General features: G+C 69.7%; 21 protein-coding genes and 1 riboswitch. Of the genes, 10 read left to right on the top strand and 11 right to left on the bottom strand.

Annotation, left to right across the window (positions count from 1 at the left end; all coding sequences use genetic code 11):
- The first annotated feature begins 203 nt into the window (after positions 1-203).
- From HQ314_RS00295 to HQ314_RS00265, 7 genes are all read left to right on the top strand, one after another.
- Positions 204-1,745, top strand: coding sequence for a DEAD/DEAH box helicase (locus HQ314_RS00295; protein WP_051613283.1), 1,542 nt, complete (start codon positions 204-206; stop codon positions 1,743-1,745).
- A 64-nt stretch (positions 1,746-1,809) separates the two neighbouring features.
- Positions 1,810-3,258 (top strand): NADP-dependent phosphogluconate dehydrogenase, encoded by a 1,449-nt coding sequence (gene gndA / locus HQ314_RS00290; RefSeq protein WP_222648888.1) that lies wholly within the window; start codon positions 1,810-1,812, stop codon positions 3,256-3,258.
- 8 nt (positions 3,259-3,266) lie between these two features.
- Positions 3,267-4,130, top strand: a complete 864-nt coding sequence (locus tag HQ314_RS00285; RefSeq protein ID WP_231476281.1) for a DMT family transporter — start codon at positions 3,267-3,269, stop codon at positions 4,128-4,130.
- Positions 4,131-4,188: 58 nt separating this feature from the next.
- Positions 4,189-5,625 carry a GuaB1 family IMP dehydrogenase-related protein gene (locus HQ314_RS00280; protein ID WP_222648886.1) on the top strand — a complete coding sequence of 479 codons (1,437 nt, stop codon included), beginning with the start codon at positions 4,189-4,191 and terminating at the stop codon, positions 5,623-5,625.
- A gap of 356 nt (positions 5,626-5,981) precedes the next feature.
- Positions 5,982-7,379, top strand: a complete 1,398-nt coding sequence (locus HQ314_RS00275) for a hemolysin family protein (protein ID WP_222648883.1) — start codon at positions 5,982-5,984, stop codon at positions 7,377-7,379.
- The gene (locus HQ314_RS00270) at positions 7,372-8,460 is read left to right on the top strand and encodes a hemolysin family protein (protein WP_222645175.1); all 1,089 of its coding nucleotides are present in this window, start codon (positions 7,372-7,374) and stop codon (positions 8,458-8,460) included. The genes HQ314_RS00275 and HQ314_RS00270 overlap by 8 nt, the downstream gene beginning before the upstream one ends.
- A complete protein-coding gene (locus tag HQ314_RS00265; protein ID WP_374197804.1) occupies positions 8,457-9,350 on the top strand; it encodes a 3-methyladenine DNA glycosylase in 894 nt (297 codons plus the stop codon). The genes HQ314_RS00270 and HQ314_RS00265 overlap by 4 nt, the downstream gene beginning before the upstream one ends.
- Positions 9,351-9,359: 9 nt before the next feature.
- Here the strand turns inward: HQ314_RS00265 and HQ314_RS00260 are convergent, their stop codons facing one another.
- Positions 9,360-10,235 (bottom strand): aldo/keto reductase, encoded by an 876-nt coding sequence (locus HQ314_RS00260; protein WP_027505433.1) that lies wholly within the window; start codon positions 10,233-10,235, stop codon positions 9,360-9,362.
- Positions 10,236-10,387: 152 nt separating this feature from the next.
- Here HQ314_RS00260 and HQ314_RS00255 point away from each other — a divergent pair, with 152 nt between their 5' ends.
- Genes HQ314_RS00255 through HQ314_RS00245 form a run of 3 tightly spaced genes read left to right on the top strand, consistent with a single transcriptional unit; the run spans position 10,388 to position 15,563 of the window.
- On the top strand, positions 10,388-12,568 hold the full coding sequence (locus HQ314_RS00255) for a malate synthase G (RefSeq protein WP_222648881.1): 2,181 nt from the start codon (positions 10,388-10,390) through the stop codon (positions 12,566-12,568).
- A 42-nt stretch (positions 12,569-12,610) separates the two neighbouring features.
- Entirely contained in the window at positions 12,611-14,389 is a 1,779-nt protein-coding gene (locus tag HQ314_RS00250; protein ID WP_222648879.1) for a VWA domain-containing protein, read from the top strand.
- Between the two features lie 31 nt (positions 14,390-14,420).
- Entirely contained in the window at positions 14,421-15,563 is a 1,143-nt protein-coding gene (locus HQ314_RS00245) for a metallophosphoesterase (RefSeq protein WP_222648877.1), read from the top strand.
- A gap of 18 nt (positions 15,564-15,581) precedes the next feature.
- On the opposite strand, the gene gcvP is transcribed toward HQ314_RS00245, so the two are convergent.
- The 10 genes from gcvP to HQ314_RS00195 form a co-directional block, all read right to left on the bottom strand.
- Positions 15,582-18,443: an aminomethyl-transferring glycine dehydrogenase gene (gcvP, locus tag HQ314_RS00240; RefSeq protein ID WP_222648875.1), complete on the bottom strand. Its 2,862-nt coding sequence runs from the start codon at positions 18,441-18,443 to the stop codon at positions 15,582-15,584.
- A gap of 168 nt (positions 18,444-18,611) precedes the next feature.
- Positions 18,612-18,730: riboswitch (glycine riboswitch) on the bottom strand.
- 36 nt (positions 18,731-18,766) lie between these two features.
- On the bottom strand, positions 18,767-19,339 hold the full coding sequence (locus HQ314_RS00235) for a MerR family transcriptional regulator (protein ID WP_231476295.1): 573 nt from the start codon (positions 19,337-19,339) through the stop codon (positions 18,767-18,769).
- A gap of 264 nt (positions 19,340-19,603) precedes the next feature.
- Positions 19,604-20,077 (bottom strand): bifunctional nuclease family protein, encoded by a 474-nt coding sequence (locus HQ314_RS00230; RefSeq protein ID WP_027505439.1) that lies wholly within the window; start codon positions 20,075-20,077, stop codon positions 19,604-19,606.
- A gap of 124 nt (positions 20,078-20,201) precedes the next feature.
- A complete protein-coding gene (locus HQ314_RS00225) occupies positions 20,202-20,945 on the bottom strand; it encodes a MerR family transcriptional regulator (protein ID WP_222648872.1) in 744 nt (247 codons plus the stop codon).
- Entirely contained in the window at positions 20,945-21,445 is a 501-nt protein-coding gene (garA, locus tag HQ314_RS00220; RefSeq protein WP_027505441.1) for a glycogen accumulation regulator GarA, read from the bottom strand. The genes HQ314_RS00225 and garA overlap by 1 nt, the downstream gene beginning before the upstream one ends.
- Positions 21,446-21,630: 185 nt before the next feature.
- Positions 21,631-22,035 carry a glycine cleavage system protein GcvH gene (gcvH, locus tag HQ314_RS00215; RefSeq protein WP_027505442.1) on the bottom strand — a complete coding sequence of 135 codons (405 nt, stop codon included), beginning with the start codon at positions 22,033-22,035 and terminating at the stop codon, positions 21,631-21,633.
- A gap of 109 nt (positions 22,036-22,144) precedes the next feature.
- Positions 22,145-22,765, bottom strand: coding sequence for a CDP-alcohol phosphatidyltransferase family protein (locus HQ314_RS00210; RefSeq protein WP_051613241.1), 621 nt, complete (start codon positions 22,763-22,765; stop codon positions 22,145-22,147).
- Positions 22,766-22,811: 46 nt separating this feature from the next.
- Positions 22,812-23,420 (bottom strand): CoA pyrophosphatase, encoded by a 609-nt coding sequence (locus HQ314_RS00205; RefSeq protein WP_222648870.1) that lies wholly within the window; start codon positions 23,418-23,420, stop codon positions 22,812-22,814.
- 19 nt (positions 23,421-23,439) lie between these two features.
- Complete coding sequence (locus tag HQ314_RS00200) at positions 23,440-24,744, bottom strand: GAF domain-containing protein (RefSeq protein WP_222637492.1); 1,305 nt, start codon at positions 24,742-24,744, stop codon at positions 23,440-23,442.
- Positions 24,745-24,802: 58 nt separating this feature from the next.
- Positions 24,803-25,582 (bottom strand): acetoin reductase, encoded by a 780-nt coding sequence (locus tag HQ314_RS00195; protein ID WP_222631303.1) that lies wholly within the window; start codon positions 25,580-25,582, stop codon positions 24,803-24,805.
- Positions 25,583-25,599: the final 17 nt, after the last annotated feature.

Here is a 25,599-nt window from a genome sequence, read left to right as displayed (position 1 = left end):
TATGGCACAAATTTCGCCGTCGCTCCGATCCGTCCCCTCGTGGACGCCACGGAGTCGTACCGGTGACAAGACACCTCACATTGCGCCCGAGCTCCGCTTGCGCATCGATGACCAGGTGATGTGTGCCCTGGCTCGTCACGCTGCGCGGTGATTCATCGTTGCTGTGCACCGACGCGCCTGCAACCCCGAGAGGTACCACCGCGTTGACCAGCGCCACCCCCGTTTCTGTTTCTGCCACCAGCACTCCCGAGGCGTCCGAGACCACGTTCTCCGACCTCGGACTTCCCGCGGCCATCGTCGCGGCGCTCGCCAAGAACGGCATCACCGTTCCCTCGCCCATCCAGAAGATGGCCATCACCGACGCCCTCGCCGGCCGTAACGTTCTCGGCCGCGCACAGACCGGATCGGGCAAGACGCTCGCGTTCGGTCTGCCGATGCTCGCCCGCCTGGCGTCGACCGGTACCAAGCCCGCCGCGAAGCGTCCCCGCGCACTGGTGCTGGTCCCCACCCGCGAGCTCGCCTTCCAGGTCGTCGACTCGCTGCAGTCCTACGCCACCGTCCTCGGACTGAGCGTGCGTCCGGCCGTCGGCGGCACCCCGTTCGGTCGTCAGGCCGATCAGCTCCGCCGCGGTGTCGACGTTCTCGTCGCCACCCCCGGACGCCTCGGCGATCACCTGCGTCAGGGCACCTGCGTCCTCGAGGCAGTGGAGATCACCGCACTCGACGAGGCCGACCAGATGGCCGACATGGGCTTCCTGCCCGAGGTGCGCGACATCCTCGGACAGACCGCGAACGGTGGCCAGCGCATGCTGTTCTCCGCCACGCTGGATCGCGAGGTCCAGTCGTTGGTCCGCCAGTTCCTGGCCGACCACGTCCAGCACTCGACCGGTGACAGCAAGGCCGCCGTCGAGTCGATGGATCACTACATCCTCAATGTCGGCCGTGGACAGAAGGACATCGTCCTGTCCGAGATCGCCGCTCGCGAGGGTGGCCGGACCATCATGTTCGCCCGCACCAAGCTCGGCTGCGACGGCATCACCGATCGCCTGCGCGCAGTCGGCATCCACGCCGAGTCGCTGCACGGCGGCAAGGCTCAGAACCAGCGCACCCGCGTGCTCGACCGCTTCAAGAGCGGCCGCACCCCCGTGCTCGTCGCCACCGACGTCGCCGCACGCGGCATCCACGTCGACGGCATCGACCTGGTCGTGCACGTCGATCCGCCCGCGGATCACAAGGACTACATGCACCGCGCCGGCCGTACGGCACGTGCCGGTGCGGCGGGCACCGTCGTCGCCATCGCGCTGCCCAACCAGCGCCGCATCATCAGCCGGCTGACCGGCCAGGCCGGGGTGAAGGTCACCTCGGTGGACGTCTCCCCCGGTTCGGTGGAGCTCGGTTCCATCACCGGAGCCAAGGCTCCGTCCGGCGAGCCGGTGCGTGAGGCACCGCGTCGCGAGCGTCCCAGTGGCCCCTCGCGCTTCGGCGCCTCGGGATCCCCGCGCACCGGTGGCTACCGTGGCGGCGACTCCGGCGGATACCGGGGTCGCGACGAGAACCGCACGGGTGGGTACCGCGGCGGTGAGTCGAGCGGTGGCTACAAGGGCCGCGACGAGAACCGCACCGGCGGCTACCGCGGCGGCGAGTCCACCGGTGGCTACAAGGGCCGCGACGAGAACCGCACGGGCGCAACGGCTTCGCGCACCGGCGGGTTCCGCAGCCGTGCTGCGGGCACCGCGCGCGACTGACAGCTCTCCCGTCCTTGTCCGGCCCCGACTTTCGCGTCGGGGCCGGGCAGGGAAAGCTGGGGGAATGACTTCCTCGGATTCTTCACCTCTCGCCCAGATCGGTGTCACCGGCCTCGCTGTCATGGGGTCCAACCTGGCGCGGAACTTCGCCCGCCACGGACACGTGGTCGCGGTGCACAACCGGAGTTACTCCAAGACACAGACTCTGCTCGACGCGCACGGCAGTGACGGCACCTTCGTCGCGTCCGAGAGCATCGAGGACTTCGTGGCCAGCCTCGAGAAGCCACGCAAGGTCGTCATCATGGTCAAGGCCGGCGATCCCACGGACGCGGTCATCGAGGAACTCGCCGGCGTCATGGACGAGGGCGACATCATCATCGACGGCGGCAACGCCCTCTACACGGACACCATCCGCCGCGAGTCCTCGTTGAAGGACCGCGGCCTTCTCTTCGTCGGCGCCGGCATCTCCGGCGGCGAGGAGGGTGCACTCAACGGCCCCTCGATCATGCCCGGCGGCCCCGCGAAGTCGTACGAGTCGGTCGGGCCCCTGCTCGAGTCGATCTCGGCACACGTGGACGGCACCCCGTGCTGCACCCACATCGGCCCCGACGGGTCCGGGCACTTCGTGAAGATGGTGCACAACGGCATCGAGTACGCCGACATGCAGCTCATCGGTGAGGCCTACAACCTGCTACGCGACGCGCTGGGCATGGATCCGGACGCGGTCGCAGACGTCTTCCGCCAGTGGAACGAGGGCGACCTCGAGAGCTACCTCGTCGAGATCACCGCGCAGGTGCTCGCCCACAAGGACGCGAAGACCGGGAAGCCCCTGGTCGACGTCATCGTCGACGCCGCCGAGCAGAAGGGCACCGGTCGCTGGACCGTCAAGTCCGCGCTGGATCTCGGAGTCCCCGTCACCGGTATCGCCGAGGCGGTGTTCGCCCGAGCACTCTCGGGCGCGCGCGGCCAGCGCGAGGCGTCCAAGGGTCTGGCGTCGGGAACGCTCTCGGCGAAGCCCGAGGACATCGAGACCTTCACCGAGGACATCCGTTCCGCGCTGTACGCCTCCAAGGTCGTCGCCTACTCGCAGGGCTTCGATCAGATCGCCGCCGGTTCGGCCGAGTACGACTGGAATCTGCACCCCGGCGATCTCGCCACCATCTGGCGCGGAGGATGCATCATCCGGGCCCGATTCCTGAACCGCATCAAGGACGCCTACGACGAGAACCCGGAACTACCCGCGCTGTTGCTGGCGCCGTACTTCCGTGACGCCGTCGAGAACGCCGTCGACAGCTGGCGTCGCGTCGTGTCCACCGCGACACTCCTCGGAATCGCGGTGCCCGGCTTCGCCTCCGCCCTGTCGTACTACGACGGACTGCGCGCCGAACGTCTGCCCGCCGCGCTGACGCAGGGTCTGCGCGACTTCTTCGGAGCGCACACCTACGAGCGCATCGACGCCGACGGCAAGTTCCACACCCTGTGGAGCGAGGACCGGTCCGAGATCGAGGCCTGACCTCCGCCGTGAGTTCGTCCGTGCTCGCGGTCGGGCTCTCGCTCGTCGCGGCATTTCTCTTCGCCTGCGCCGCCGTCGCTCAGCAGACGGCGGCGTCGGCGGTCGCGGACGGGGACTCGTTGATCTCGGGTCTCGTGCGCAGCCCGCGGTGGTGGGCCGGGGTGGTCGGCGACCTGGGCGGATACCTGGTGCAGGTGGCGGCCCTGGCCGTCGGGTCGGTGTCCGTGGTGCAGCCGTTGCTCGTCAGCATGCTCCTGTTCGCGCTTCCCCTCGCCGCGAAGTACTCCGGTCTGCGGATGCGGCGCGCCACCTGGATCTCGGCCGTGGGTCTCACGGTCGCCTTGGTGGCGTTCGTCGCGGTCGGCGACCCCACCGAGGGCACCGCCGACGCGCCGCTGTCGGTGTGGGCACTGCCGTTGGCCGCCGTGGTGGCGGTGGCGCTGGTCGGCGCCGTCGCCGGTGTGCTCACTCGCGAGCCCGGTCGTGCGGCGCTGCTGCTCGGAGTCGGCGGTGGGCTGCTGTTCGGCGTCGCCGTCGCGTTCACCAAGTACGTCACCGACCTGGTGGAGTCCGATCTGCTCGGCGCCCTCACCGCGTGGCAGACGTACGCGTTGATCGCCGCGGGAGTCTCGGGCTTCTACCTGCAGCAGCGAGCGTTCCAGGCCGGTCCGCTCGCGGCGTCGCTGCCGGCGGTGACCGTGTGCGAGCCGCTGGCGGCGGTGTTCCTCGGCATCGTGGTGCTCGACGAACGGCTCCGCCTCGACGGACTGCGCGGCGTGGTCGTCGCCTCCGCCGTGATCGTCATGATCGTGACCACCGTGGTTCTCTCGCGGGAGCAGGGGCGTGCGGACGACGCCGTCCCGGTTGTCTGACCCACCCTCGACGTCGCCGCCGCAAGATATATCCGTCGGTCGCGTACGCTGGCGTCCCGTGCATTTCCTTCGCGACCAGCGCCCGCCCTACGACCTGACGTACGACGACGTGTTCCTCGTCCCGAACCACACGACGGTCACGTCCCGTTTCGACGTCGACCTGGCGAGTGTCGACGGCTCCGGGACCACCATTCCCATCGTCGTCGCCAACATGACCGCCGTGGCCGGCCGCCGGATGGCGGAGACGGTCGCGCGACGCGGCGGCATCGTCGTCATCCCGCAGGACCTGCCGACCGCGGCCGTCGCCGAGACGGTCTCCTTCGTCAAGAGCCGGAACCTGGTGGCGGACACCCCGGTCGTGTTGACGGCGGAGGACTCGGTCTCCGACGCTCTCGCCCTCATGCCCAAGCGTGCCCACGGCGTCGTCGTGGTCGTGGACGGTGACACGGCCGTGGGCATCGTCTCCGAGGCGGCGTGCACGGACGTCGATCGCTTCGCGCGCCTCTCGACGGTGATGGACAAGGACTTCGTGACGGCCTCCGTGGACACGAGTCCCCGCGAGATCTTCGAGCAGCTCGAGGCCCGGCACGAGAACCTCGCCGTACTGACCGGACCGGACGGCGCACTCGCGGGAGTGCTCACCCGCACCGGTGCGCTGCGCGCCGGCATCTACCGGCCCGCCACCGACGCCGACGGACGCCTGCGCATCGCCGCCGCCGTCGGCATCAATGGTGACGTGGGCGCGAAGGCCGCCGCCCTGGTCGAGGCCGGGGCCGACGTCCTGGTGCTCGACACCGCCCACGGCCACCAGCAGAAGATGCTCGATGCGCTGGCCGTCGTCGCGGCGCTCGATCTGGGCGTGCCCCTGGTCGCCGGCAACGTCGTGTCCGCAGCGGGTACCCGTGACCTGATCGAGGCCGGCGCGGACATCGTCAAGGTCGGTGTGGGCCCCGGCGCCATGTGCACCACCCGCATGATGACCGGCGTGGGCCGCCCGCAGTTCTCGGCCGTCGAGGAGTGCGCCGTCGCGGCGCGCGAACTGGGCAAGCACGTATGGGCCGACGGCGGGGTCCGACATCCCCGCGACGTCGCGCTCGCCGTCGCTGCGGGTGCCTCCAACGTCATGATCGGGTCCTGGTTCGCCGGCACCCACGAGTCGCCCGGAGATCTCCGCGTCGACGCCGCCGGGGTGGCCTACAAGGAGAGCTTCGGCATGGCGTCGAAGCGAGCCGTGGCCGCACGCACCGCGGCGGACAGCGCGTTCGACCAGGCGCGCAAGGGCCTGTTCGAGGAAGGCATCTCCAGCTCGCGGATGCGCCTCGATCCGGAGCGGCCCGGTGTCGAGGACCTCATCGATCACATCTGCGCGGGTGTGCGCAGCACCTGCACGTACGCCGGTGCGCGCTCGCTCGAGGAGCTGCACCGGGATGCCGTGCTCGGCATCCAGTCTGCGGCGGGCTTCGCCGAGGGGCGGCCGCTCCCGTCCGGCTGGTGATCTCGGCCGCACTCGTGCTCACGCCGCCGACTCGGTGATTCCGGGTCGGCGACGATACGATGTGTGCGATAGCGGCGCCCCCGAGCGGGTACCGCTGTGACACGCGCCGATTCTGCGGCGCAGGCGTCGCCTCCACGCGAACGCCACACGACAGGAAGGACACCGGTGCCCGAGGCACCCACGACGACGCCGACCCCCGGGTCCGGCACTCCGTCCCCGGACCGACCGTCCCGAGACCGCCCCTCCCCCGACGGGGAGTCGTCCGGCGGTCTCTCTCCGGAGGGCTCCTCTAGGTCGCCGGGCTCACCCGGCGCTTCCCCGACGACCACCTCGAGGCGCAGCGAGGTGTGTCCCTCGTGACCGTTCTCGTTCCGATCCTGTCCCTCGTGGGCTTCGTCGCGCTGACGGCGGGAACGGCGATCTTCGTCGCCGCGGAGTTCTCCCTCACCGCACTCGAACGCAGCACCGTCGACGCGGCGGCCCGCGACGGTGACATGCGCTCCCGCCAGGTCCAGCACGCGCACAGGACGCTGTCGTTCCAGCTCTCCGGTGCGCAGCTCGGCATCACCATCACGACACTGATCACCGGCTACATCGCCGAACCGGTGCTGGCGCGGTTCATCACCCCCGCCGCCACGGCGCTCGGTGCGTCCGACTCGCTCGCCGGCGCCGTGTCACTGGTGCTGGCACTCGTCATCGCCACGTCGGCGTCGATGGTGTTCGGCGAGCTGGTGCCCAAGAACATGGCCATCTCCAATCCGATGAAGGTGGCGCGGGCGACGGCCGGCCTGCAGGCAGGGTTCTCCCTCGTCTTCCGCTGGGCCATCAACGGTCTCAACGGTTCCGCGAACTGGGTGGTCCGCCGCCTCGGCGTCGAGCCCGCGGAGGAACTGCGTTCGGCGCGCTCGCCCCAGGAACTCGGGTCGCTGGTGCGCTCCTCCGCGGAACACGGCTCCATCGACCAGCGCACCGCTCTCCTCGTCGACCGCTCGCTGCAGTTCGGCGAGCGCACGGCGGAGGAGTTGATGACCCCCCGCGTGAAGATCGAGACGCTCGCCGCGGACGACACGGTCGCCGACCTCATCGACACCGCGGCCCGCACCGGGTTCTCCCGGTTCCCCGTCGTCAACGGCGACCTCGACGACACCCTGGGCGTCGTCCACATCAAGCACGCGTTCACCGTGCCCGCCGAGCGCCGCGCCGGAACGACGGTCAGCTCCCTCGCGCAGCGTGTCCCCAACGTCCCCTCGAGCCTGGACGGCGACACCGTCATGGAACGGGTGCGCGCCGACGGCATGCAGGTCGCCATCGTGGTGGACGAGTACGGCGGCACCGCGGGCATCGTCACCATGGAGGACCTCATCGAGGAGATCGTCGGCGACGTCCGCGACGAGCACGACACCCGCGAGGTCGACGTCCAACGCGTCGCCGACGGGTGGCTCTGCTCCGGACTCCTGCGCATCGACGAGGTCACCGAGTTCACCGGGTACGCGGCACCCGAGGGCGAGTACGACACCCTCGGTGGCCTGGTGCTGACACAGTTCGAACGCATCCCCGACGCCGGCGACCAGGTCATCCTGCCGCCCCCGAGCGGAGACCTCGAGTCCGACGAGGGCGGCTGGGTCGCGCGCGTGGACGCGATGGACGGGCGCCGGATCGACCGGATCCTCGTACGCCCGGCCGCGGAGGACGAGATCACCCGGCTGCGCGCCGAGACCGTCCGCGAGCACGACCGGGAGGCCCTCGATGGGTGACCTTCTCGCCGTCGGCCTCGCGGTCGTCCTCCTGCTCCTCAACGCCTTCTTCGTCGGTGCCGAGTTCTCTCTGATCTCGGCACGCCGCGACCGCCTCGAGAGTCTGGTGGTGCAGGGCAAGAAACGGGCTCAGACGGTCATCGAGGCCGGTCAGAACCTGTCGATGATGCTCGCGGCCGCGCAGCTCGGCATCACCATCTGCTCGATCCTGCTCGGGCGCGTGGCGGAACCCGCCGTGGCACACCTGATCGAGCGCCCGTTCGAGCTGCTCGGCGTACCCGACTCCCTGCTGCACCCCATCGGGTTCGCCCTCGCCCTGGGCATCGTGGTGATCCTGCACATCCTCATCGGCGAGATGGTGCCGAAGAACATCGCGATCGCCGGACCGGAAGCGACGGCGATGTTGCTGGTGCCCGTGCATCTGTGGTGGTTGCGTGTCGCGAAGCCGCTGATCTCGTTCTACAACCTGTGCGCCAACGGCACACTGCGGTTGTTGCGCGTCGAGCCGAAGGACGAGCTGGACTCGTCGGTGTCGGCGGATCAGCTCTCCGACATGATCGGCGAGTCCCGTTCGGAGGGACTCATCGACGAGGAGGAGCACCGCCGGCTGACGCAGGCTCTCGAGACGTCGGGGCGCACCGTGCGGGAGGTCCTCATCCCGCTGGACAAGGCCCGCACGGTGGTCTGCGGACCCAAGGGACCCACGCTGGGTGCGATCGAGGAGGCGGTCCGCGAGACCGGTTTCTCGCGGTACCCGGTCCGCGACGAGACCGACGGCATGATCGGGTATCTCCACATCAAGGACGTCCTCGATCTGATGGCGGACCCGCTGGCCGACTCGGGGACGATCATCCCGCGCTCGGACGTCCGCCTTCTGCCGATCATCGACGCGCGCACCCCTCTCGACGAGGCGTTGGCCGGTCTCCGCCGCCGACGCAGTCACCTCGGCGCCGTGGTGGAGACGGGCAAGGGCACCATCGGCATCGTCGCTCTCGAGGACCTCGTCGAGGAGTTCGTCGGCACGGTGCGCGACGGCACCCACCTCGTGGAGGACGTCGTCCCCGGGCCCGACGCGCCGTGACGTCCGTCGTGTCGGACACCGATCTCGTCGTTCTCGGACCGGACGCGTGGCATCCTCGGCGGCTCGCTCACGGCGAGCGGGTGGACGAGATGATCGGTGCCTATCTGGAGCGGCGCGCGGTCGGCGAGCCGCATCCGGTGCTCGACTTCCTCTTCACCTACTACAGCCTCAAGCCGGGCCATCTGCGCCGGTGGCACCCCGGTCACGGCTCGGTACTGACCGGGCCGGGCATCGAGGACTACCGCGGACGCTCCGGGTACGTGGACGTCGCCGTGGGCGGGCGACCCGGCGTCACGGTGTCGTCCAAGTTCCTCGACCGGCGGTCGTCCGCGATCGAGTTCGTGAGCACCCTGATCGGCCGGACGGCCACCCGCCCCGCGCAGCTGGGCTGCTTCGGTCTGCACGAGTGGGCGATGGTCTACCGCGGCGGGGACGAGGCTCTGCGTCACGACGTGCCGCTGCGCCTCGGTCACGACGGCACCGACGCGGTGGTGGAGTCGATGCCGTTGCGCTGCACCCACTACGACGCGTTCCGTTTCTTCACCCCGGACGCGGTCCCGCGGAACGCGCTCGAGCTGACGCCGGAGCACCGGCTCCTGACGGAACAGCCGGGCTGCCTGCACGCGTCGATGGATCTGTACAAGTGGGTGGCGAAGCTCGGACCGCTGCTGCCGTCCGAACTGCTGCTCGACTGCTTCGCGCTGTCGATGACGGCGCGTGAACTGGACATGCGGGCGAGCCCGTACGACCTCACGGCGTACGGCTACTCTCCCGTGCGTGTCGAGACCCCGACCGGGCGCGCCGAGTATGTGCGCGCCCAGTCGGCGATCGCGGAACGAGGCGCCGCTCAGCGAGTCGCGATCGGCGGCCTGCTCGCCGATCTGCGCTGACGGTTCGGGTCAGACGCCCACGGCCGAGAGTTCGGCGAACTCCTCGTCGCTGAGCTCGATGCTCGCGGCGGCGACGTTGTCCTCGAGGTGGGACACCGACGACGTTCCGGGAATCGGCAGCATCACCGGGGATCGACGCAACAGCCACGCGAGGGCGAGCTGTGACGCGGAGACGCCGTGCCGCTGGGCCAGCTCCGTCAGCGGGCTGCCCTCGCCGGTGAGCTTTCCGGTGGCGAGCGGGAACCACGGAATGAAGCCGATGTTCTGCTCGGTCGACCAGTCGAGGAGCTCCTCGGAGGAGCGGTCCGTGAGGTTGAAGAGGTTCTGGACGGACACGATCGGAGCGATCCTCTGCGCCTGTGTCACCTCCTCGACGGACACCTGGCTGAGGCCGATGTGCCGGATCTTGCCCTCGTCCTGCAGCGCCTTCAGCTCGCCGACCTGATCTTCGAGCGCGACGTCCGGGTCGATGCGGTGCAGCTGGAACAGGTCGATGCGGTCCACACCGAGACGGCGCAGCGACAACTCGGCTTGCTGGCGGAGGTATGCGGGACGACCGACCGGGGTCCACTGCCCGGGGCCCTGCCGGGTGAGCCCGGCCTTGGTCGCGATCACGATGTCGTCGGCGTAGGGACGCAGCGCCTCGGCGAGCAGGTCCTCGGCCACCTCGGGGCCGTAGCTGTCTGCGGTGTCGAAGAAGGTCACGCCCAACTCGACCGATCGCCGCAGCACGCGGATCGCCTCGTCGCGGTCACGGGGCGGCCCCCAGACGCCTTCTCCGGGCAGCTGCATGGTGCCGTAACCGAGCCGGGTGATCTCGAGGTCTCCACCGAGCAGGAAGGTGCCGCTCGCGTCGGCGGGGCGGGAAGTCGTCGAAGTCGTCATGGCGAGTACGACGCCGTGGGGGTCGCAGGTATTCCTGCTCGTGGTCGTCCCGCGCGCCACCACCGGTGGGCTCCGCACTACCACTGGGTAACATCGGGGCGATCCAGCGCGGCACGACGCCGCGACAGGCGAGAGTCAAGTGAGGGGCTGTGATGACGGAACGCGTCCAGGTCGGCGATCTGCAGGTGGCGGCAGTGCTGCACGAGTTCGTGGAGAAGCAGGCTCTGCCCGGCACGGGTGTGGATCAGGATGCGTTCTGGGCGGGTGTGCAGTCCCTCCTCGAGGATCTCGCGCCCCGTAACCGGGCGCTTCTCGAGGCCCGCGACGAGATCCAGGGCAAGCTCGACGCCTGGCACTCCGAGCACCCCGGAGCCGGCTACGACCGCGCGCAGTACAAGGCGTTCCTGAAGGAGATCGGGTACCTGCAGGACGAGCCTGCCGCGTTCGCGATCACGACCGAGGGCGTCGACACCGAGATCACCACGACGGCCGGCCCGCAGCTGGTCGTCCCCGTCCTCAACGCACGCTTCGCCATCAACGCCTCCAACGCCCGGTGGGGCTCGCTGTACGACGCGCTCTACGGCACCGACGCCATCTCCGAGGACGGCGGCGCGGAGAAGGGCACCAGCTACAACAAGGTGCGCGGCGACAAGGTCATCGCGTGGGCTCGCACGTTCCTCGACGACGCGGTGCCGCTGACGTCCGGCTCGCACGCGGACGCCACGTCGTACGTCGTCGACGGGTCCGCCCTGGCGGTCACCCTGTCCTCCGGCGACACCGTCGGTCTCGCGTCACCGGACTCGCTGCTCGGCTACACGGGTGAGCCGTCCGCACCGACCGGAATCCTGTTCGTCCACAACGGCTTGCACTTCGAACTGCAGATCGACGCCGAGAGTCCCATCGGCAGCACCGACGCCGCGGGCGTGAAGGACGTGCTGCTCGAGTCCGCGGTCACCGCGATCATGGACTTCGAGGACTCCGTCGCCGCCGTGGACGCCGACGACAAGGTGCTCGGCTACCACAACTGGCTCGGTCTGATGCGCGGCGATCTCGCCGAGGAGGTGTCGAAGAACGGGAAGACTTTCACCCGCACCATGAATCCGGATCGCGTCTACACCGCTCTGGACGGCTCCGAACTCGTGCTGCACGGCCGGTCGCTTCTGTTCGTCCGCAACGTCGGGCACCTGATGACCACCGATGCGATCCTCGACAAGGACGGCAACGAGATCCCCGAGGGCATTCTCGATGCCGTCATGACATCCCTGACGGGCAAGCACAGCCTGCGAGACGACGTCGCGCTGAGCAACAGCCGCACCGGCTCGCTCTACATCGTGAAGCCCAAGATGCACGGTCCCGACGAGGTCGCCTTCACGAACGAGCTGTTCGCGCGGGTCGAGGACGTCGTGGGCCTCCCCCGCAACACCCTCAAGGTCGGCATCATGGACGAGGAGCGTCGCACGACGGTCAACCTCGCGGCCTGCATCCTCGCGGCGAAGGAACGCGTCGTGTTCATCAACACCGGCTTCCTCGACCGGACCGGCGACGAGATCCACACCTCCATGGAGGCCGGAGCCGTCGTGCGCAAGGCCGAGATGAAGAAGCAGAAGTGGATCGCCGCCTACGAGGACTGGAACGTCGACACCGGTCTCGCGGCGGGCCTCGAGGGCAAGGCGCAGATCGGCAAGGGAATGTGGGCGATGCCCGATCTCATGCACGACATGCTCGAACAGAAGATCGGTCACCCGCGCGCGGGTGCGAACACCGCGTGGGTCCCGTCGCCCACCGCGGCCACGCTGCATGCCACCCACTACCACCAGGTCGACGTCTTCGCCCGCCAGGAGGAGATCGCGAAGGCTCGCCGCGCCACGGTCGACGACATCCTCGAGATCCCACTGGCTGCCGACACCTCCTGGAGCGACGAGGACAAGCAGCGTGAGCTCGACAACAACTGCCAGTCGATCCTGGGATACGTCGTCCGGTGGATCGACCACGGCGTCGGCTGCTCCAAGGTTCCGGACATCGAGGACGTCGCGCTCATGGAGGACCGTGCGACGCTGCGCATCTCGAGCCAGCTGCTGGCCAACTGGGTCCGTCACGGCGTCGTGACCGAGCAGGACGTCGTCGCCTCGCTGACGCGCATGGCGCCGGTGGTCGATCGGCAGAACGCCGACGACCCGACCTACCGACCGCTCGCCGAGAACTCGGATTCCAACATCGCCTTCAACGCCGCCAAGGACCTCATCCTCGAGGGAACCCGGCAGCCGAACGGGTACACGGAGCCGATCCTCCACGCGCGCCGTCGCGAGTACAAGGCAGCGAACCAGGCATCCTGACGGGGAGGCCGGGAGCAGCACGAGAGAGGACGGGTCCCGAGGGTGGGAGAGCATCGTCGCACCGCGTCCACGTCGGGTGGTCGTCGCGGTGTGAGCCGCGGACCCGTCGTGGTCGTCGTCGTTCTCGTGCTGCTCGTCGCGGCCGTCCTGGGCTGGTTCGCCCTGCGCGATCGCATCACCGACGAGGGTGAGCAGGCCGCGAAGGCCTGTGTGGAGGGTGACGCCGTGCTGGCCGTCACGGCTGATCCCGACATCGCCGACGCCGTGCGTACGGTCGCCGCGGCGTGGGACGCCACGGCGCCGGTGGTGCGCGATCACTGCGTCACCACGACGGTGACCGAGACGGCGTCGGACGTCGCGGCAGCGGCCCTCGCGGCCGATCCGTACGACGCGGCGGCCGGTCCTCGTCCGTCGCTGTGGATCCCGGCGACCTCGGCGGATGCGGCGCCGCTGATCGACGCGCGGCGGGTCGACAGCACCCCGCGGTCTCTCGCCACCAGTCCCGTCGTCCTCGGCGTCGCGCCGACGCTCGCCGACACCCTGGGAGCGGCGGCCGTGGGGTGGGCCGACCTACCTCGTCTCGCCGCCACCCCCGGGTCGCTCGACGCCATCGGCGCCGTGGGCTGGGGATCCCTGCGACCGGCACTGCCGGCGGGGTCGACCACCACCGCGGCTCTGGTGTCGGTGGCTGCGGCGGTCGTCGATCCCACCGCCTCCACCGCGTCGCTGACCGCCGATCAGGCTGCGTCCGCGCCCGTCGTGTCGGCGGTCTCCGCGCTCTCCCGCGCGGCGACGGACGAGACTCCAACACCGCCCGCCGATGCTGCGGCCGCTCTCGATGCGATGGTGCAGGGCGACGACCCCGCGGCCGCCCCGGTCCACGCCGTCCCGGTCACCGAACAGCAGTTGTTCGGCCGGATCACGGAGGGCCAGCAGCTGGCCGCCTTCCGCCCGGCCGGTTCGACGCCGAGTGCCGACCATCCTGCAGTGGTGCTCTCGGACGGTGATGCGACCGGACGCGCGGCTGCGGCCGCGTTCGCGGAGTTCGCCCGCGGAGCCGATCAGCAGCAGGCGTTCCTGCGACAGGGATTCCGCGTTCCCACCGCCGACGGAACCACCGAGGCGACACCTCCGTCGGTGGCGGGACTGACGTTCCCGGCGATCGGTCAGCCCGCCGCGTCGCCCGAGCCGGCGGCGCGCACGGCGGTGCTCGACACCCTCGCGTCACCCACCCGCCCGTCGAGCACCACCGTCCTGCTCGACGTGTCGGGATCGATGGAGTCGATCGACGGGTCCGCGACGCGCCTGACCAACGTGACGTCCGCCCTGCGTCAGGTGATCGGCGCGGTTCCCGACACCAGCCGAATCGGCCTGTGGACGTACAGCCGGGCACTGGACGGATCACGGCCGTACCGGGTGGAGGTTCCGCTCACGGAGGCGAACTCCCAGTCCCGCGCCGCATTGGACAGCTCTCTCGCCGGTCTGTCTCCCGCCACCGCCACCTCGACCTACGCCTCCGCGCAGGCCGCCTACGAATCGGCGGTGCAGAACTGGTCGGGCGACGGGACCAACTCGGTTCTTCTCGTCACCGACGGCCCGAACGACGACACCTCGATCTCCGCCGCGTCCTTCCTCCAGTCGATCGCCGCCGCGTCGGACCCTGCGCGTCCGGTCCGCATCGACGTGGTGTCTCTGACCCAGAACTCGGACATCGCGACGCTGCGCAGCCTCGCGGGCCAGACCGGAGGCGACCTCGTCGAGGTGTCCTCCTCCGACCCCTCACTCACCGCCACGCTCGACCGATTGTCCTCCGACCGGTGACGATCTCCACCGAATGCCGAAGGGCTTCCCCGTGATTCGCATGCTGACGTTCGCCGTGCTCCTGGCGATCGTGACGTTCGTCCTGCACCGCCGTCTGGTGGTGGCCACCGGACTCACCGGCGCCGCGCGCCTCGCCGCAGATGCCGTTCTCGTGGCGTTCTGGGCCGCCGCGGTGGTCGGGATCGGCAGCGGTGAGGTACTGGATCCCTCGTGGGCCCGCTACGTCGCGTACCCGGGTCTGACCTGGCTCGCCGCACTCCTGTACCTCTGCCTCGGTTCCCTGCTGATCGCCGTGGGCGCCCTGGTGGTGCGGATCGGAGCGCGTGTCGCCCACCGCGACGGGGTGTCCGCACGGCGCACCTTCGTGCGTCCCGCCACCGCCGTTCTCGTCCTCGGCACCGTGGTGGCCGTCGCGTACGGAGTCGTCGCGGCCGCCACCCCGAAGGTGACCCGGACGACAGTCGAACTCGCAGCACTGCCCGCGTCGTTCGACGGTGTGCGGGTGGGACTGGTGTCCGACCTGCACGTCGGCCCGGCGCGCGGCGAGGCGTTCGTGCAGGGGGTCGTCGACACCCTCATGGCCGAGAAGCCGGATCTCGTCATCATCGCCGGGGACCTCGTCGACGGAACCGTGGACCTCGTGGGCCCGGCACTGGCTCCGCTGAGCGAACTGTCGGCGCCGCTGGGTGTCGTGGTCACCAGCGGCAATCACGAGTTCTACGCGGGCGACGGCGGCGCGTGGCTCGACCTGTACGACTCGCTGGGACTGCGGGTCCTGCGCAACGAGACGGTCCCGCTCACCCGCGGCGTCGACACGATCGACCTGGTAGGCATCGAGGACCTCACGGCGCCGGAACCGTACGAGCCGGATCTGGCGGCAGCCCTCGAGGGCACCGACCCGGCCCGTTTCCAGCTGCTCTCGGCGCACCAGCCCAAGCAGGCGACGCAGGCGTCCGATCTCGGTGTGGACATGCAGGTCTCCGGCCACACTCACGGCGGACAGATCTGGCCGATCGTGTATTTCGTACCGCTGCAACAGCCCTCGGTCCAGGGCCTCGACACCATCGGCGACACCACGCTGTACACCACCCGCGGCGCCGGCGCCTGGGGTCCCCCGGTACGCATCGGCGCGCCGCCCGAGATCTCTCTGCTGGAGCTCCGGACGGCGCGCTGATCACATCGCGTCAGTGGGTCAGGCGAAGGCCTCGATCGGCGGGCAGGAGCACACGAGGTTGCGATCGCCGTGTGCGCCGTCGATCCGCCGCACCGACGGCCACACCTTGGCGCGCGAGGTGCCGGCCGGGTAGACGGCCTCCTCGCGCGAGTACGGGTGCGTCCAGTCCGTGACGAGGCAGTGCGCCGTGTGCGGCGCGCCCCGGAGCGGGTTGTCGTCCACGGTCCACTCCCCCGACGCCACTCGTTCGATCTCCGCGCGGATGGCGATCATGGCGTCGACGAAGGCGTCGATCTCGTCGAGATTCTCGCTCTCGGTCGGCTCGATCATGAGGGTGCCCGACACCGGGAAGCTCATCGTCGGTGCGTGGAAACCGTAGTCCGCCAACCGCTTCGCGACATCGTCGACCGTCACCCCGGTGCGCTTGGTGATGGGCCGCAGATCGAGGATGCACTCGTGCGCGACCATCGAGCGATCGCCGGTGTAGAGCACCGGGAAGTACTCGTCGAGTCGGCGGGCGATGTAGTTCGCCGACGCGATCGCGGTGAGGGTCGCGCGCCGTAGACCGGCGGCACCCATCATGCGGATGTAGGCCCACGTGATCGGCAGGATGGACGCCGAACCGTACGGTGCGGCCGAGATCGCACCGGTCTCACCGAGACCCTCCACGAACGGGTGTCCGGGCAGGAACTGCGCGAGGTGGGAGCGGACGCCGATCGGACCGACGCCGGGGCCGCCGCCGCCGTGCGGGATGCAGAACGTCTTGTGCAGGTTCAGGTGGCTGACGTCGCCGCCGAAGCGACCGGGGCGCGCCACGCCGACCAGAGCGTTGAGGTTCGCGCCGTCGACGTACACCTGGCCACCCGCGTCGTGCACCGCGGCGCAGATGTCGCCGATCTCGTGTTCGTAGACGCCGTGGGTCGAGGGGTAGGTGATCATGATGGCGGCCAGCGACTCGGCGTGCTCGGCCACCTTGGCGCGCAGGTCGTCGACGTCCACGTCACCGTTGGTGCGGCACGCCACCACCACGACCTTCATCCCGGCCATCACGGCGGACGCCGCGTTGGTGCCGTGGGCGCTGGACGGGATGAGGCAGATGGTGCGTGCGTCGTCCCCGCGGCTGCGGTGATAGTTGCGGATCGCCAGCAGGCCTGCGTACTCGCCCTGGCTGCCCGCGTTCGGCTGCAGGGACACCGCGTCGTAGCCGGTGACCGCGACGAGCCACTCCTCGAGGTCGCTGATGATGCGCGCCATGCCGGGAGCATCGTCTGCGGGTGCGAAGGGGTGCAGGGCGTTGAAGCCCGGCCACGTGATGGGCTCCATCTCGGCGGTGGCGTTGAGCTTCATGGTGCACGAGCCCAACGGGATCATGCTGCGGTCGAGGGCGATGTCCTTGTCGGACAGCGCGCGGAGGTACCGGAGCATGGCGGTCTCGGTGCGGTACCGCGTGAACGCCGGGTGCGTCAGGAACTCCGACGTACGGGAGAGGGCGTCGGGAACGGCGATCGGCGCGGGGCCGGAGGCCGGCTCGACACCGAAGGCCTGCAGCACGGCCTCCACATGAGCGTCGATCGTGGCCTCGTCGCAGGAGATGCCGACGTGGTCGTCGTCGACGAAGCGGAGGTTGATCGCGGCGGTCGTCTTCGCGGCGGCGACCACCTCGGCCGCGCGGCCGGGTACGCGGGCGAGGACGGTGTCGAAGTAGTTCTCGTGCACCACGGTGACGCCACCGGCGCGCAGGGCGGCACCCAGCGAGGCCGCGTGGCCGGCGACGCGCCGCGCGATGGCGGTGAGCCCGTCGGCACCGTGGTAGCTCGCGTACATCGCGGCGACGACGGCGAGGAGCACCTGCGCGGTGCAGATGTTGGACGTCGCCTTCTCGCGGCGGATGTGCTGCTCACGTGTCTGCAGAGCCAGGCGGTAGGCGGGCGATCCGTCGGCGTCGACGGAGACGCCGACGAGGCGGCCCGGCAACTGACGAGCGTGGGAGGTGCGCACGGCCAGGTATCCCGCGTGGGGTCCACCGAAGCCCATCGGGACGCCGAACCGCTGCGACGTGCCGAAGCACGCGTCGGCCCCCTGCTCGCCGGGCGAGGTGACGAGAGTGGCGGCGAGGAGGTCCGCGCCGACGGCCACGAGGGCGCCCCGATCGTGCGCCTCGGCGATCACCGACGTGAGGTCGACGATGCGGCCCGATGCTCCCGGCGTCTGCGACACGACACCGAAGAACTCGCCCTCGGGCAGGCCCGCCGCGAGGTCGGCGTCGACGAGCTCGATGCCGAGCGGCTCCGCGCGCGTCGCGATGACGGCGCGGGTCTGCGGGAACAGGTCGGTGTCGAGGACCAGGCGGGCCGACTTCGACTTGCCGGCTCGGCGCAGCAGCGTCATGGCCTCCGCCGCGGCGGTGCCCTCGTCGAGCATCGAGGAGTTGGCGATGTCCATACCCGTCAGGTCGGACACCATGGTCTGGAAGTTGAGCAGTGCCTCGAGTCGGCCCTGGCTGATCTCGGGCTGGTACGGCGTGTACGCGGTGTACCAGGCCGGGTTCTCGAGGATGTTGCGCACCAGGACGGGCGGGGTGAGCGTGGCGCTGTAACCCTGGCCGATCATGGACGTCGCGACGGTGTTGCTCGCGGCCAGCGCGGCCAGTTCGGCGAGTGCCTTGTGCTCGGAGACCGGCGCGGGCAGAGCGTCCAGGCCGTCCGCGATGCCGTCGACGGCCGCGTCGAGGATGTCGGCGGGAACCGCGGCGGCAGCGAGATCGTCCAGGCTCGCCACACCGATGACGTCGAGAAGTCGCGCGGTCTGCTCCGCGTCGGGCCCGATGTGGCGGTCGACGAAGGTACGGAGTCCGGAGGTCGAGCGGGGTTCGGCGGTCACGTGATCTCCCGTGGTGGTGGCGAGGTGCACGCCCCACACGCAGGGAGGGACGCCCCTCTCCCTCTGTCGTGATGCCCGAGACCACCGGGCGCCTGAGAGATTCGGCCGCCGTGTACGGCGCCTTTCCCCGTGGGCGGGTGGACGATTCCACCACTTTCCAGAGGCGTCGGAGCCCGCACGGTCCCGGGTGCCTGAGAGATTGACGGAGAGGTGCTGCTCCTTCGGCGCTCGTCGGGCCCGGTCCTGTGACGGACCGTGTCCCGGCGAAGCTCTCCCGTGCGGCGTCGACGCTTCCTCAGTATATGGGAGTGCGCGCCGGCGGGTCAGCCGGTCTTGCGGCTCGCGCGATTCTTGCGGCGGGAGGCGAGCTCGTCCTCGGGCGTCGGCTGGCTCTCGCCGCCGTCGGCACGCTCGGCGGGGAAGTCGGCGATGGCGCCGGTCAGTTCGCGCATGGCGCCGCTGACCGCGATCCCGAAGACGCCCTGTCCGCCCTGCAACAGGTCGACGACCTCCTCGGCGGACGTGCACTCGTAGACGGTGGTGCCGTCCGAGAACAGCGTGATGCGGGCCAGATCTGCCACGCCACGACGACGGAGGTGGTCGACGGCGACACGGATGTTCTGGAGCGAGATGCCGGTGTCCAGGAGCCGCTTGACGATCTTGAGGACCAGGATGTCCTTGAAGGAGTACAGCCGCTGGCTACCGGATCCTGCCGCGCCGCGGATGGACGGCACCACGAGGCCGGTGCGGGCCCAGTAGTCGAGCTGCCGATAGGTGATGCCGGCGATCTGGCACGCACTGGGAACGCGGTAGCCGACCAACTCGTCCGGAACCGAATCGTCGGGGAAGAGACCGGGTTGCACCTCGTCCACGTCGTTCGATGCCAGCAGGCTCATCTGCTCCGGCTCCTGCGGCTGATCTGCCACGTGTTTCTCTCCCTCTCGGATGGTCCGCCTGGAGTCCTCGTCCGCGAACCTGTTCGGCATGCGCGGTGAGAACGACGATGACATCCGTGACGCTCGGCGAGGTCGAGAATACGCCCTCGCCGCGGTGAGCGGCACGTCCTTCATCGACCCGAACGCTATGGACCGCGGAGCCGTGAGGCAACGCGCCACGCGGTAAGCCTCAACCTCAACTCAAGGGTGAGACTCGATCGTTATCTAACCGTCGGTCGCCTTGAAGTCGTCCGGCGAGATGGTGTCCAGGAATTCCTTGAACTTCTCCACCTCGTCCTCGCGCTCGTCCGGCATCACCAGACCCGCTTCGGCCAGGACGGGCTCCTCCGCGAAGATGGGGACGCCGGCTCGCAGGGCGATGGCGACCGAGTCCGACGGGCGTGCCGAGACGCGCACGTCCTGGTCGAAGACCAGGTCGGCGTAGAAGGTGCCCTCCTGGAGATCGACGATGCGAACCTCCTTCAACGATCGCCCCAGGGCCGTGACGATGTCACCGATGAGATCGTGGGTCAGCGGACGCGGCGGTTGCACGCCCTGCTGCTCCAGTGCGATCGCCGTGGCTTCCGTCTGACCGATCCAGATCGGCAGGTACCGTTCCCCGTCCGACTCGCGCAACAGCAGAACAGGTTGATTCTGTGGCTGCTCCACCCGGATACCGATCACGCGCATCTCGCCCATTGCGCCGCCTCCCAGCTGCTGTGACTCGTCGCCCGCGCACTCGACGGGGCGGACGTGCTCTCCAGTGTATTGACCCGCGGCGCCGACGACCGGCCGTGCGAGCGGCCGACGCACGCCCTCGGGGCTACTTGTCCAGTATCCCGTGAACCGCGGACTTGACCAACGACGTGTGGAGCGACAGCGACAACGCGGCCAGCTCCCGGACGAGCTCCTCGGCGCGGTCGCGCGCGCCCGCGTCACGACCCAGTGCCACCGGCCCGGCAACCTGAGCCAGCAGGTTCGCCTCGCGGTCCGCGGCGAGCTTGAACGCGCGCAGATGCCGCACCTCGAGCCCGTATTGCGCCATCGCCCATGCCGTGCGCACGAGCACCACGGCTTCCTCGTCGTAGAAGCCGGCCGGACCCGCCGAGACGAGGCCGCTCTTCTGCAGTTCGAGCAGGAACGGTTCCTCCACGCCCGCACGCTCGAGCAGGTCGGCACGACTCATCCGGACGCGCCGCTCCCCGAGAAACTCGGTGGGCGAGACACTTCCGGGCGCCAGAGCCAGCACACGTGGCCCCTTCGGCGCCGCGGCGACACCGTCGGGACCCACGGAACGGATGCCGTTGTCCAGCGCGTCCAACTGCTCCTTGATGACCTTCAGCGGGAGGTAGTGATCACGCTGCGCCGTGAGGACGTAGCGCAGGCGCTCGCAGTCCTCGACGGAGAATCTCCGGTAACCCGACGCCGTTCGTTCCGGGGAGATCAGTCCCTCGGCCTCGAGAAAACGGATCTTCGAAATGGTGACGTCGGGGAAGTCCGGGCGCAGTCGATCGAGTACGGACCCGATCGACATGCCGCCACCGGACTGCTGCCCGACTGCCGTCATCAGCTACCTGCGCCGGCAGACGTCTCGCCGAGCTGGCCGCCTGCGGACTGACCCTTCGGACCGGTCAGGAACACGAGGCGGAACTTGCCGATCTGCACCTCGTCGCCGTTCGCCAGAACGGCGGAGTCGACGGGCTCACGGTTGACGTAGGTGCCGTTGAGGCTGCCGACGTCGACGACCTGGAAGTCCTCGTCGTCCTGACGGAACTCCGCGTGGCGACGGCTCACGGTGACGTCGTCGAGGAAGATGTCGCTGTCCGGGTGGCGTCCCGCGGACGTCGTGGGCTGGTCCAGCAGGAAGCGAGAGCCCGCGTTGGGGCCCCGCTTGACGACGAGCAGGGCGGAACCGACGGGCAGACCCTCGACTCCGGAGACCGGTGCGTCGGAGGAGCCCTGGGGCGCCGCTGCGGAATCGATCTCGTTCAGGAAGTCCGCTCGGAAGACCGAGGTGGTCTCCGCGGGGGACTCTCCGTAGACGCCGTCGTTGCCGTTATCGCTCACGTTTCTCCTCCTCGATCTGATCGCCCCTCACCCACGAGGCGATTCAGCACATTCTCTTGTCACGCTTGTCTGACGGTTCCGCGGTTCCCCGACCGGGGTGCCGCCGAACCACGTGAGGACCTTACCGACCGTACCTTGCACACACCGTCGCCCGGGCGTGCTTGCCCGCCCGCCGGGCACGGCTGTTACGTGGTCGTGATCGACGCGTACCCCTCGGCGTCCATCATCGCCTCGAGAGCGTCGTCGAGATCGCTCTCGGAGTCGACGGACAGGTCCACGAGCCAGCCGGCGCCGTACGGATCGCTGTTCACCAGTTCGGGGTCGCCGTCCAGTTCACCGTTCACTGCAACCACTTTGGCCGACAGCGGGGCGTAGATGTCGGAGACGCTCTTGGTGGACTCCACCTCGCCGAGCGACTCACCGGCCGACACCGCATCGTCCTCGGTGGGCAGCTGAACGAAGACGACGTCGCCGAGCTGCGACTGTGCGTAGTCGGTGACGCCCACGCGCACGGTGGTGGGGCCGGTCCGCTGGACCCATTCGTGCTCGGCCGTGTACCGCAACTCGGTGGGGATATCGGTCTGGCTCACGTGAACCGGGTCCTTTCGCAGGCGTTGTCGCGGTGCGGACGAGGAGAACCGCACTCGCGCTGAGCGTATTGGCGAGCTTTCCGCCTCCGCAAGGCGGGCGCTCCCCGGCTCATCGTGCGGCGAGCGGGAGGCGTCGGACCGGACCGAGCGCCAGGCCGAGGTACAGCGCGCCCGTGTAGAGGTACAGCGCGGTCCCCCACACCAGCAGGGCCTGCGCGGGAACCGCGATCACGTCGGCGCCGACCCAGTCCACCCGCGCGGCGAGGAGGAACGGCAGGGCGCTCATCAGAACGAACGTCGCGGCCTTGCCGAGGTAGATCACCTCGGGCGGAGCGAGTCCCCGCCGCCGGTAGAGCAGCAGGGTGAGTGCGAGGATGCCGTCCCGCGCGATCAGGACCACGGCCACCCACCACGGGAGGATGCCCGCGAGGGCGAACCCCACCAGTGTGGTGACGACGTACAGGCGATCGACGAACGGGTCGAGCAGAGCACCCAGGGCCGACGACTGGTCGAGCAGCCGGGCGAGCTTGCCGTCCAACCAGTCCGTGGCCCCGCTGAGCAGGAGCAGCAGCAGCGCCCAGCCGTACGCCTGCTCCCCCAGCAACAACCACAGGAACACCGGCACCCCGAGCAGACGAACGACACTCAGAGCATTGGGCACCGTCAGGATGCGATCGCCGACGACACCGGCGACCACGTCGCGAGGGCTGTCGGACGCCGGATCGGTCATCCCCCGAGCTTTCCACACGGGCGCGCCGTCCGGACCCGACGAGCCGCTACCGCCAGGCGAAGACCGGCTGCTCGTAGTCGTGCACGCGGGTGTGCCGCCCACCGAGCACCACCTCGCGGAACTGGTGCACCACCGCGCCCGTGGGCGCGTGCACCAGGCTCGAGCGAAAAGGCCACTGCACCACCGGTCGCGGCGACTCGGCGATCGACACGAACCGGGCGTCGACGTCGATCTCGTCCGCGGTGACGCGGTACAGGAACTCCACCTCGTCCGGATTGGGCACCGCGTCCCCGGTCCAGTCCGCGATCCACACCACGAACGGACGGATGACGTAGCCGGAGCGGGTCCGATAGTCGTCGAGCGTCCCGAGCACGGAGTCCGGGCCGACTCGGATGCCGACCTCCTCGTCGAGTTCGCGCAGGGCGGCATCGACCGGTGTCTCGCCGTCGTCGACACGCCCGCCAGGCAACGCGAACTGGCCCGGATGCGCGCGCATCCGGGAGGGCCGCTTCGTCAGCAGCACGTGCCGATCGCCGGGCTCCCCGCCGACGGCCACCACGACCGAGGCGCGTCGTTCGTCACCGCCCTCGATGAGCCGACTCTCGAAACCGTCCAGCGTCCGCACGATCTCTGCACGTTCGAGGCGCGTGTCCATCAGGCGACAGTAGCCAGGCTCACCGGGCCGGTGCGCGCAGCGCGCGCACGGCCGGCGCCGCCGAGTACGGCAGGATGCGCGAGCGATCCGCCGGAAGGGCCAGCTCCACGACAGCGGACTCGTCGATCCGGTACGGCTGCGCGAGCACCACGCCGGCGAAGGCCTTGCGCAGCCGTGACATCTCGGCCCGGACCGTGATGGCACGGCCGTTGTCGCCGAACAGTTCCGTCGCAAGTTCTGCCGCGGTGCGCCCGTCTCTCCTCGCGGCGAGCAGGAAGAGGATCTCCGCGTGCCGAGGTGTCGGCTCGTGGGACCAGGTTCCGAAGGGACTCGACACCTCGACCACGGTGCGCGAGGGGTCGGACACGTCGATGCGGATGTTCGTCGGCGTCGACTCCCCGTCGACCACTCCGTCGCGTTGCGAGGACGCCGGTCGCACCATCCAGCCACCGGGCAGCGGCTCCAGATCGCACACGCCGAGCGTCGGTACCCACAGTCGGCCCGGCGCCACCTCGTCGGGGAGCAGCACCCGATTGCGCACCGGGACCGACGCCACCGCCGCGACCCACCCGTGCCCGTCGACGGCCAGCGCGGGCGTCTCCGACCGAGCCAGCATCGGCGCCGCCACCGAGCGCAGGTTGTCGAGCGTGCGTCGATGCTGTTCACGCAGTTGAGCTTCGGCGAGTCGAGACACGGCATCGATCAGCGCCAGCGTGGTCGGGTGCACCGAACTCGCGGGTCCGCTGACGTCGACGAGGCCCAGCACCCGGCCGGTACGCGGATCCTTGATGGGACTGCTCGCGCAGGTCCACGCGTGGTGAGTGCGCACGAAGTGCTCGGCGGAGAAGATCTGCACCGCCGAGCGCGAGACCAGTGCCGTGCCGATGGCGTTGGTTCCCACACTGTCCTCGGCCCAGTCGGCCCCCTCGACGAAGCCGAGCCGATCGGCGCGGTCGAGCACCGAGGGTGCCCCGCTGCGCCACAGCACCCGCCCGAGCCGGTCCGCGACCACCAGTAGGTTGTCGGAGTCCTGCAGAACCGAACGCAGGCTCCCGGTCAACTCCGGCAGGATCTCCACGAGCCCCGAGTCCCGACGCATCTGCTCGAGTGCCGCGGCGTCGACAGCATCGGCGGGTCCGCGGTTCTCCGGATCGACACCCAGGTTCATCACGCGCTGCCACGAGTCACCGATGACGTCGCGGGGGCGAGCGGGCGCGCGGGCACCCGACATGGTCGCGTCGTACACGGCGGACAGCAGCTGCGCGTACCGACGTGGGTCCTCACCTGCCGCGACGGCGGGCTCGGGTTCGGAGGTTCGAGTCATCGACACCGATTGTGCTCCGCATCACAGTGCGTGTCATGCCCGGGTCTGTCCCGATCGGTCATCGGTAGACGAGTCCGCCGTCGATGAGACCGGCCTGACCGGTCATGTACGCCGCGTCGGGCCCGGCGAGGTAGGACACGTATCCCGCGACGTCGTCGGGAGTCTCGGCTCGGCCCAACGCGATACCGCCCACGAACTTCTCGTAGGTCGCGCCCTCCTCCGCGCCGGTCAGTTCGGCGAACCGCTTGTCGATGGTGACCCACATGTCCGTGCCGACCACACCCGGGCAGTAGGCGTTCACGGTGATACCGGCGGAGGCGTACTCCTTGGCGGCGGCCTGCGTGAGACCGCGCACGGCGAACTTGGTGGCGCTGTACACACCGAGCATCTCGAACCCGTCGTGCCCTGCGATGGACGACGCGTTGATGATGCGGCCGGGCCGACCGAGTTCGATGAACGTCGCGGCGGCCGCCTGGATACCCCACAGCACACCTTCGACGTTGATCGACAGGATGCGGCCGACCTCCTCCGGCGTGGCCTCGGACAGCGGGCCGACGAGTGCGATCCCGGCATTGTTGACCATGATGTCGAGACCTCCCAGCTCGGCGGCGGCCCGGTTCACGGCGTCGAACACCTGGCGGCGATCGCTGACGTCGGCGACGATCGTCGTGGCTGCGCGACCGAGCTCCCGCACCTCGTCGGCGACCTGGCCGATGCCGTCGGGGTGCACGTCGACGAGCGCGATGTCCGCGCCGTCCCGCGCGAGTCGGAGGGCGATTCCCCTCCCGATTCCCTGTCCTGCGCCGGTGACGAGTGCGACCTGTCCGTCGATGCTCATGCGTGTCTCCTTCATGT

The organism is Rhodococcus sp. BP-332, assembly GCF_019836065.1.
Taxonomy (GTDB): Bacteria; Actinomycetota; Actinomycetes; order Mycobacteriales; family Mycobacteriaceae; genus Rhodococcoides.
The sequence above is the reverse complement of the archived record's forward strand: the minus strand, read 5'-3'. Positions and strand labels throughout refer to the sequence as shown.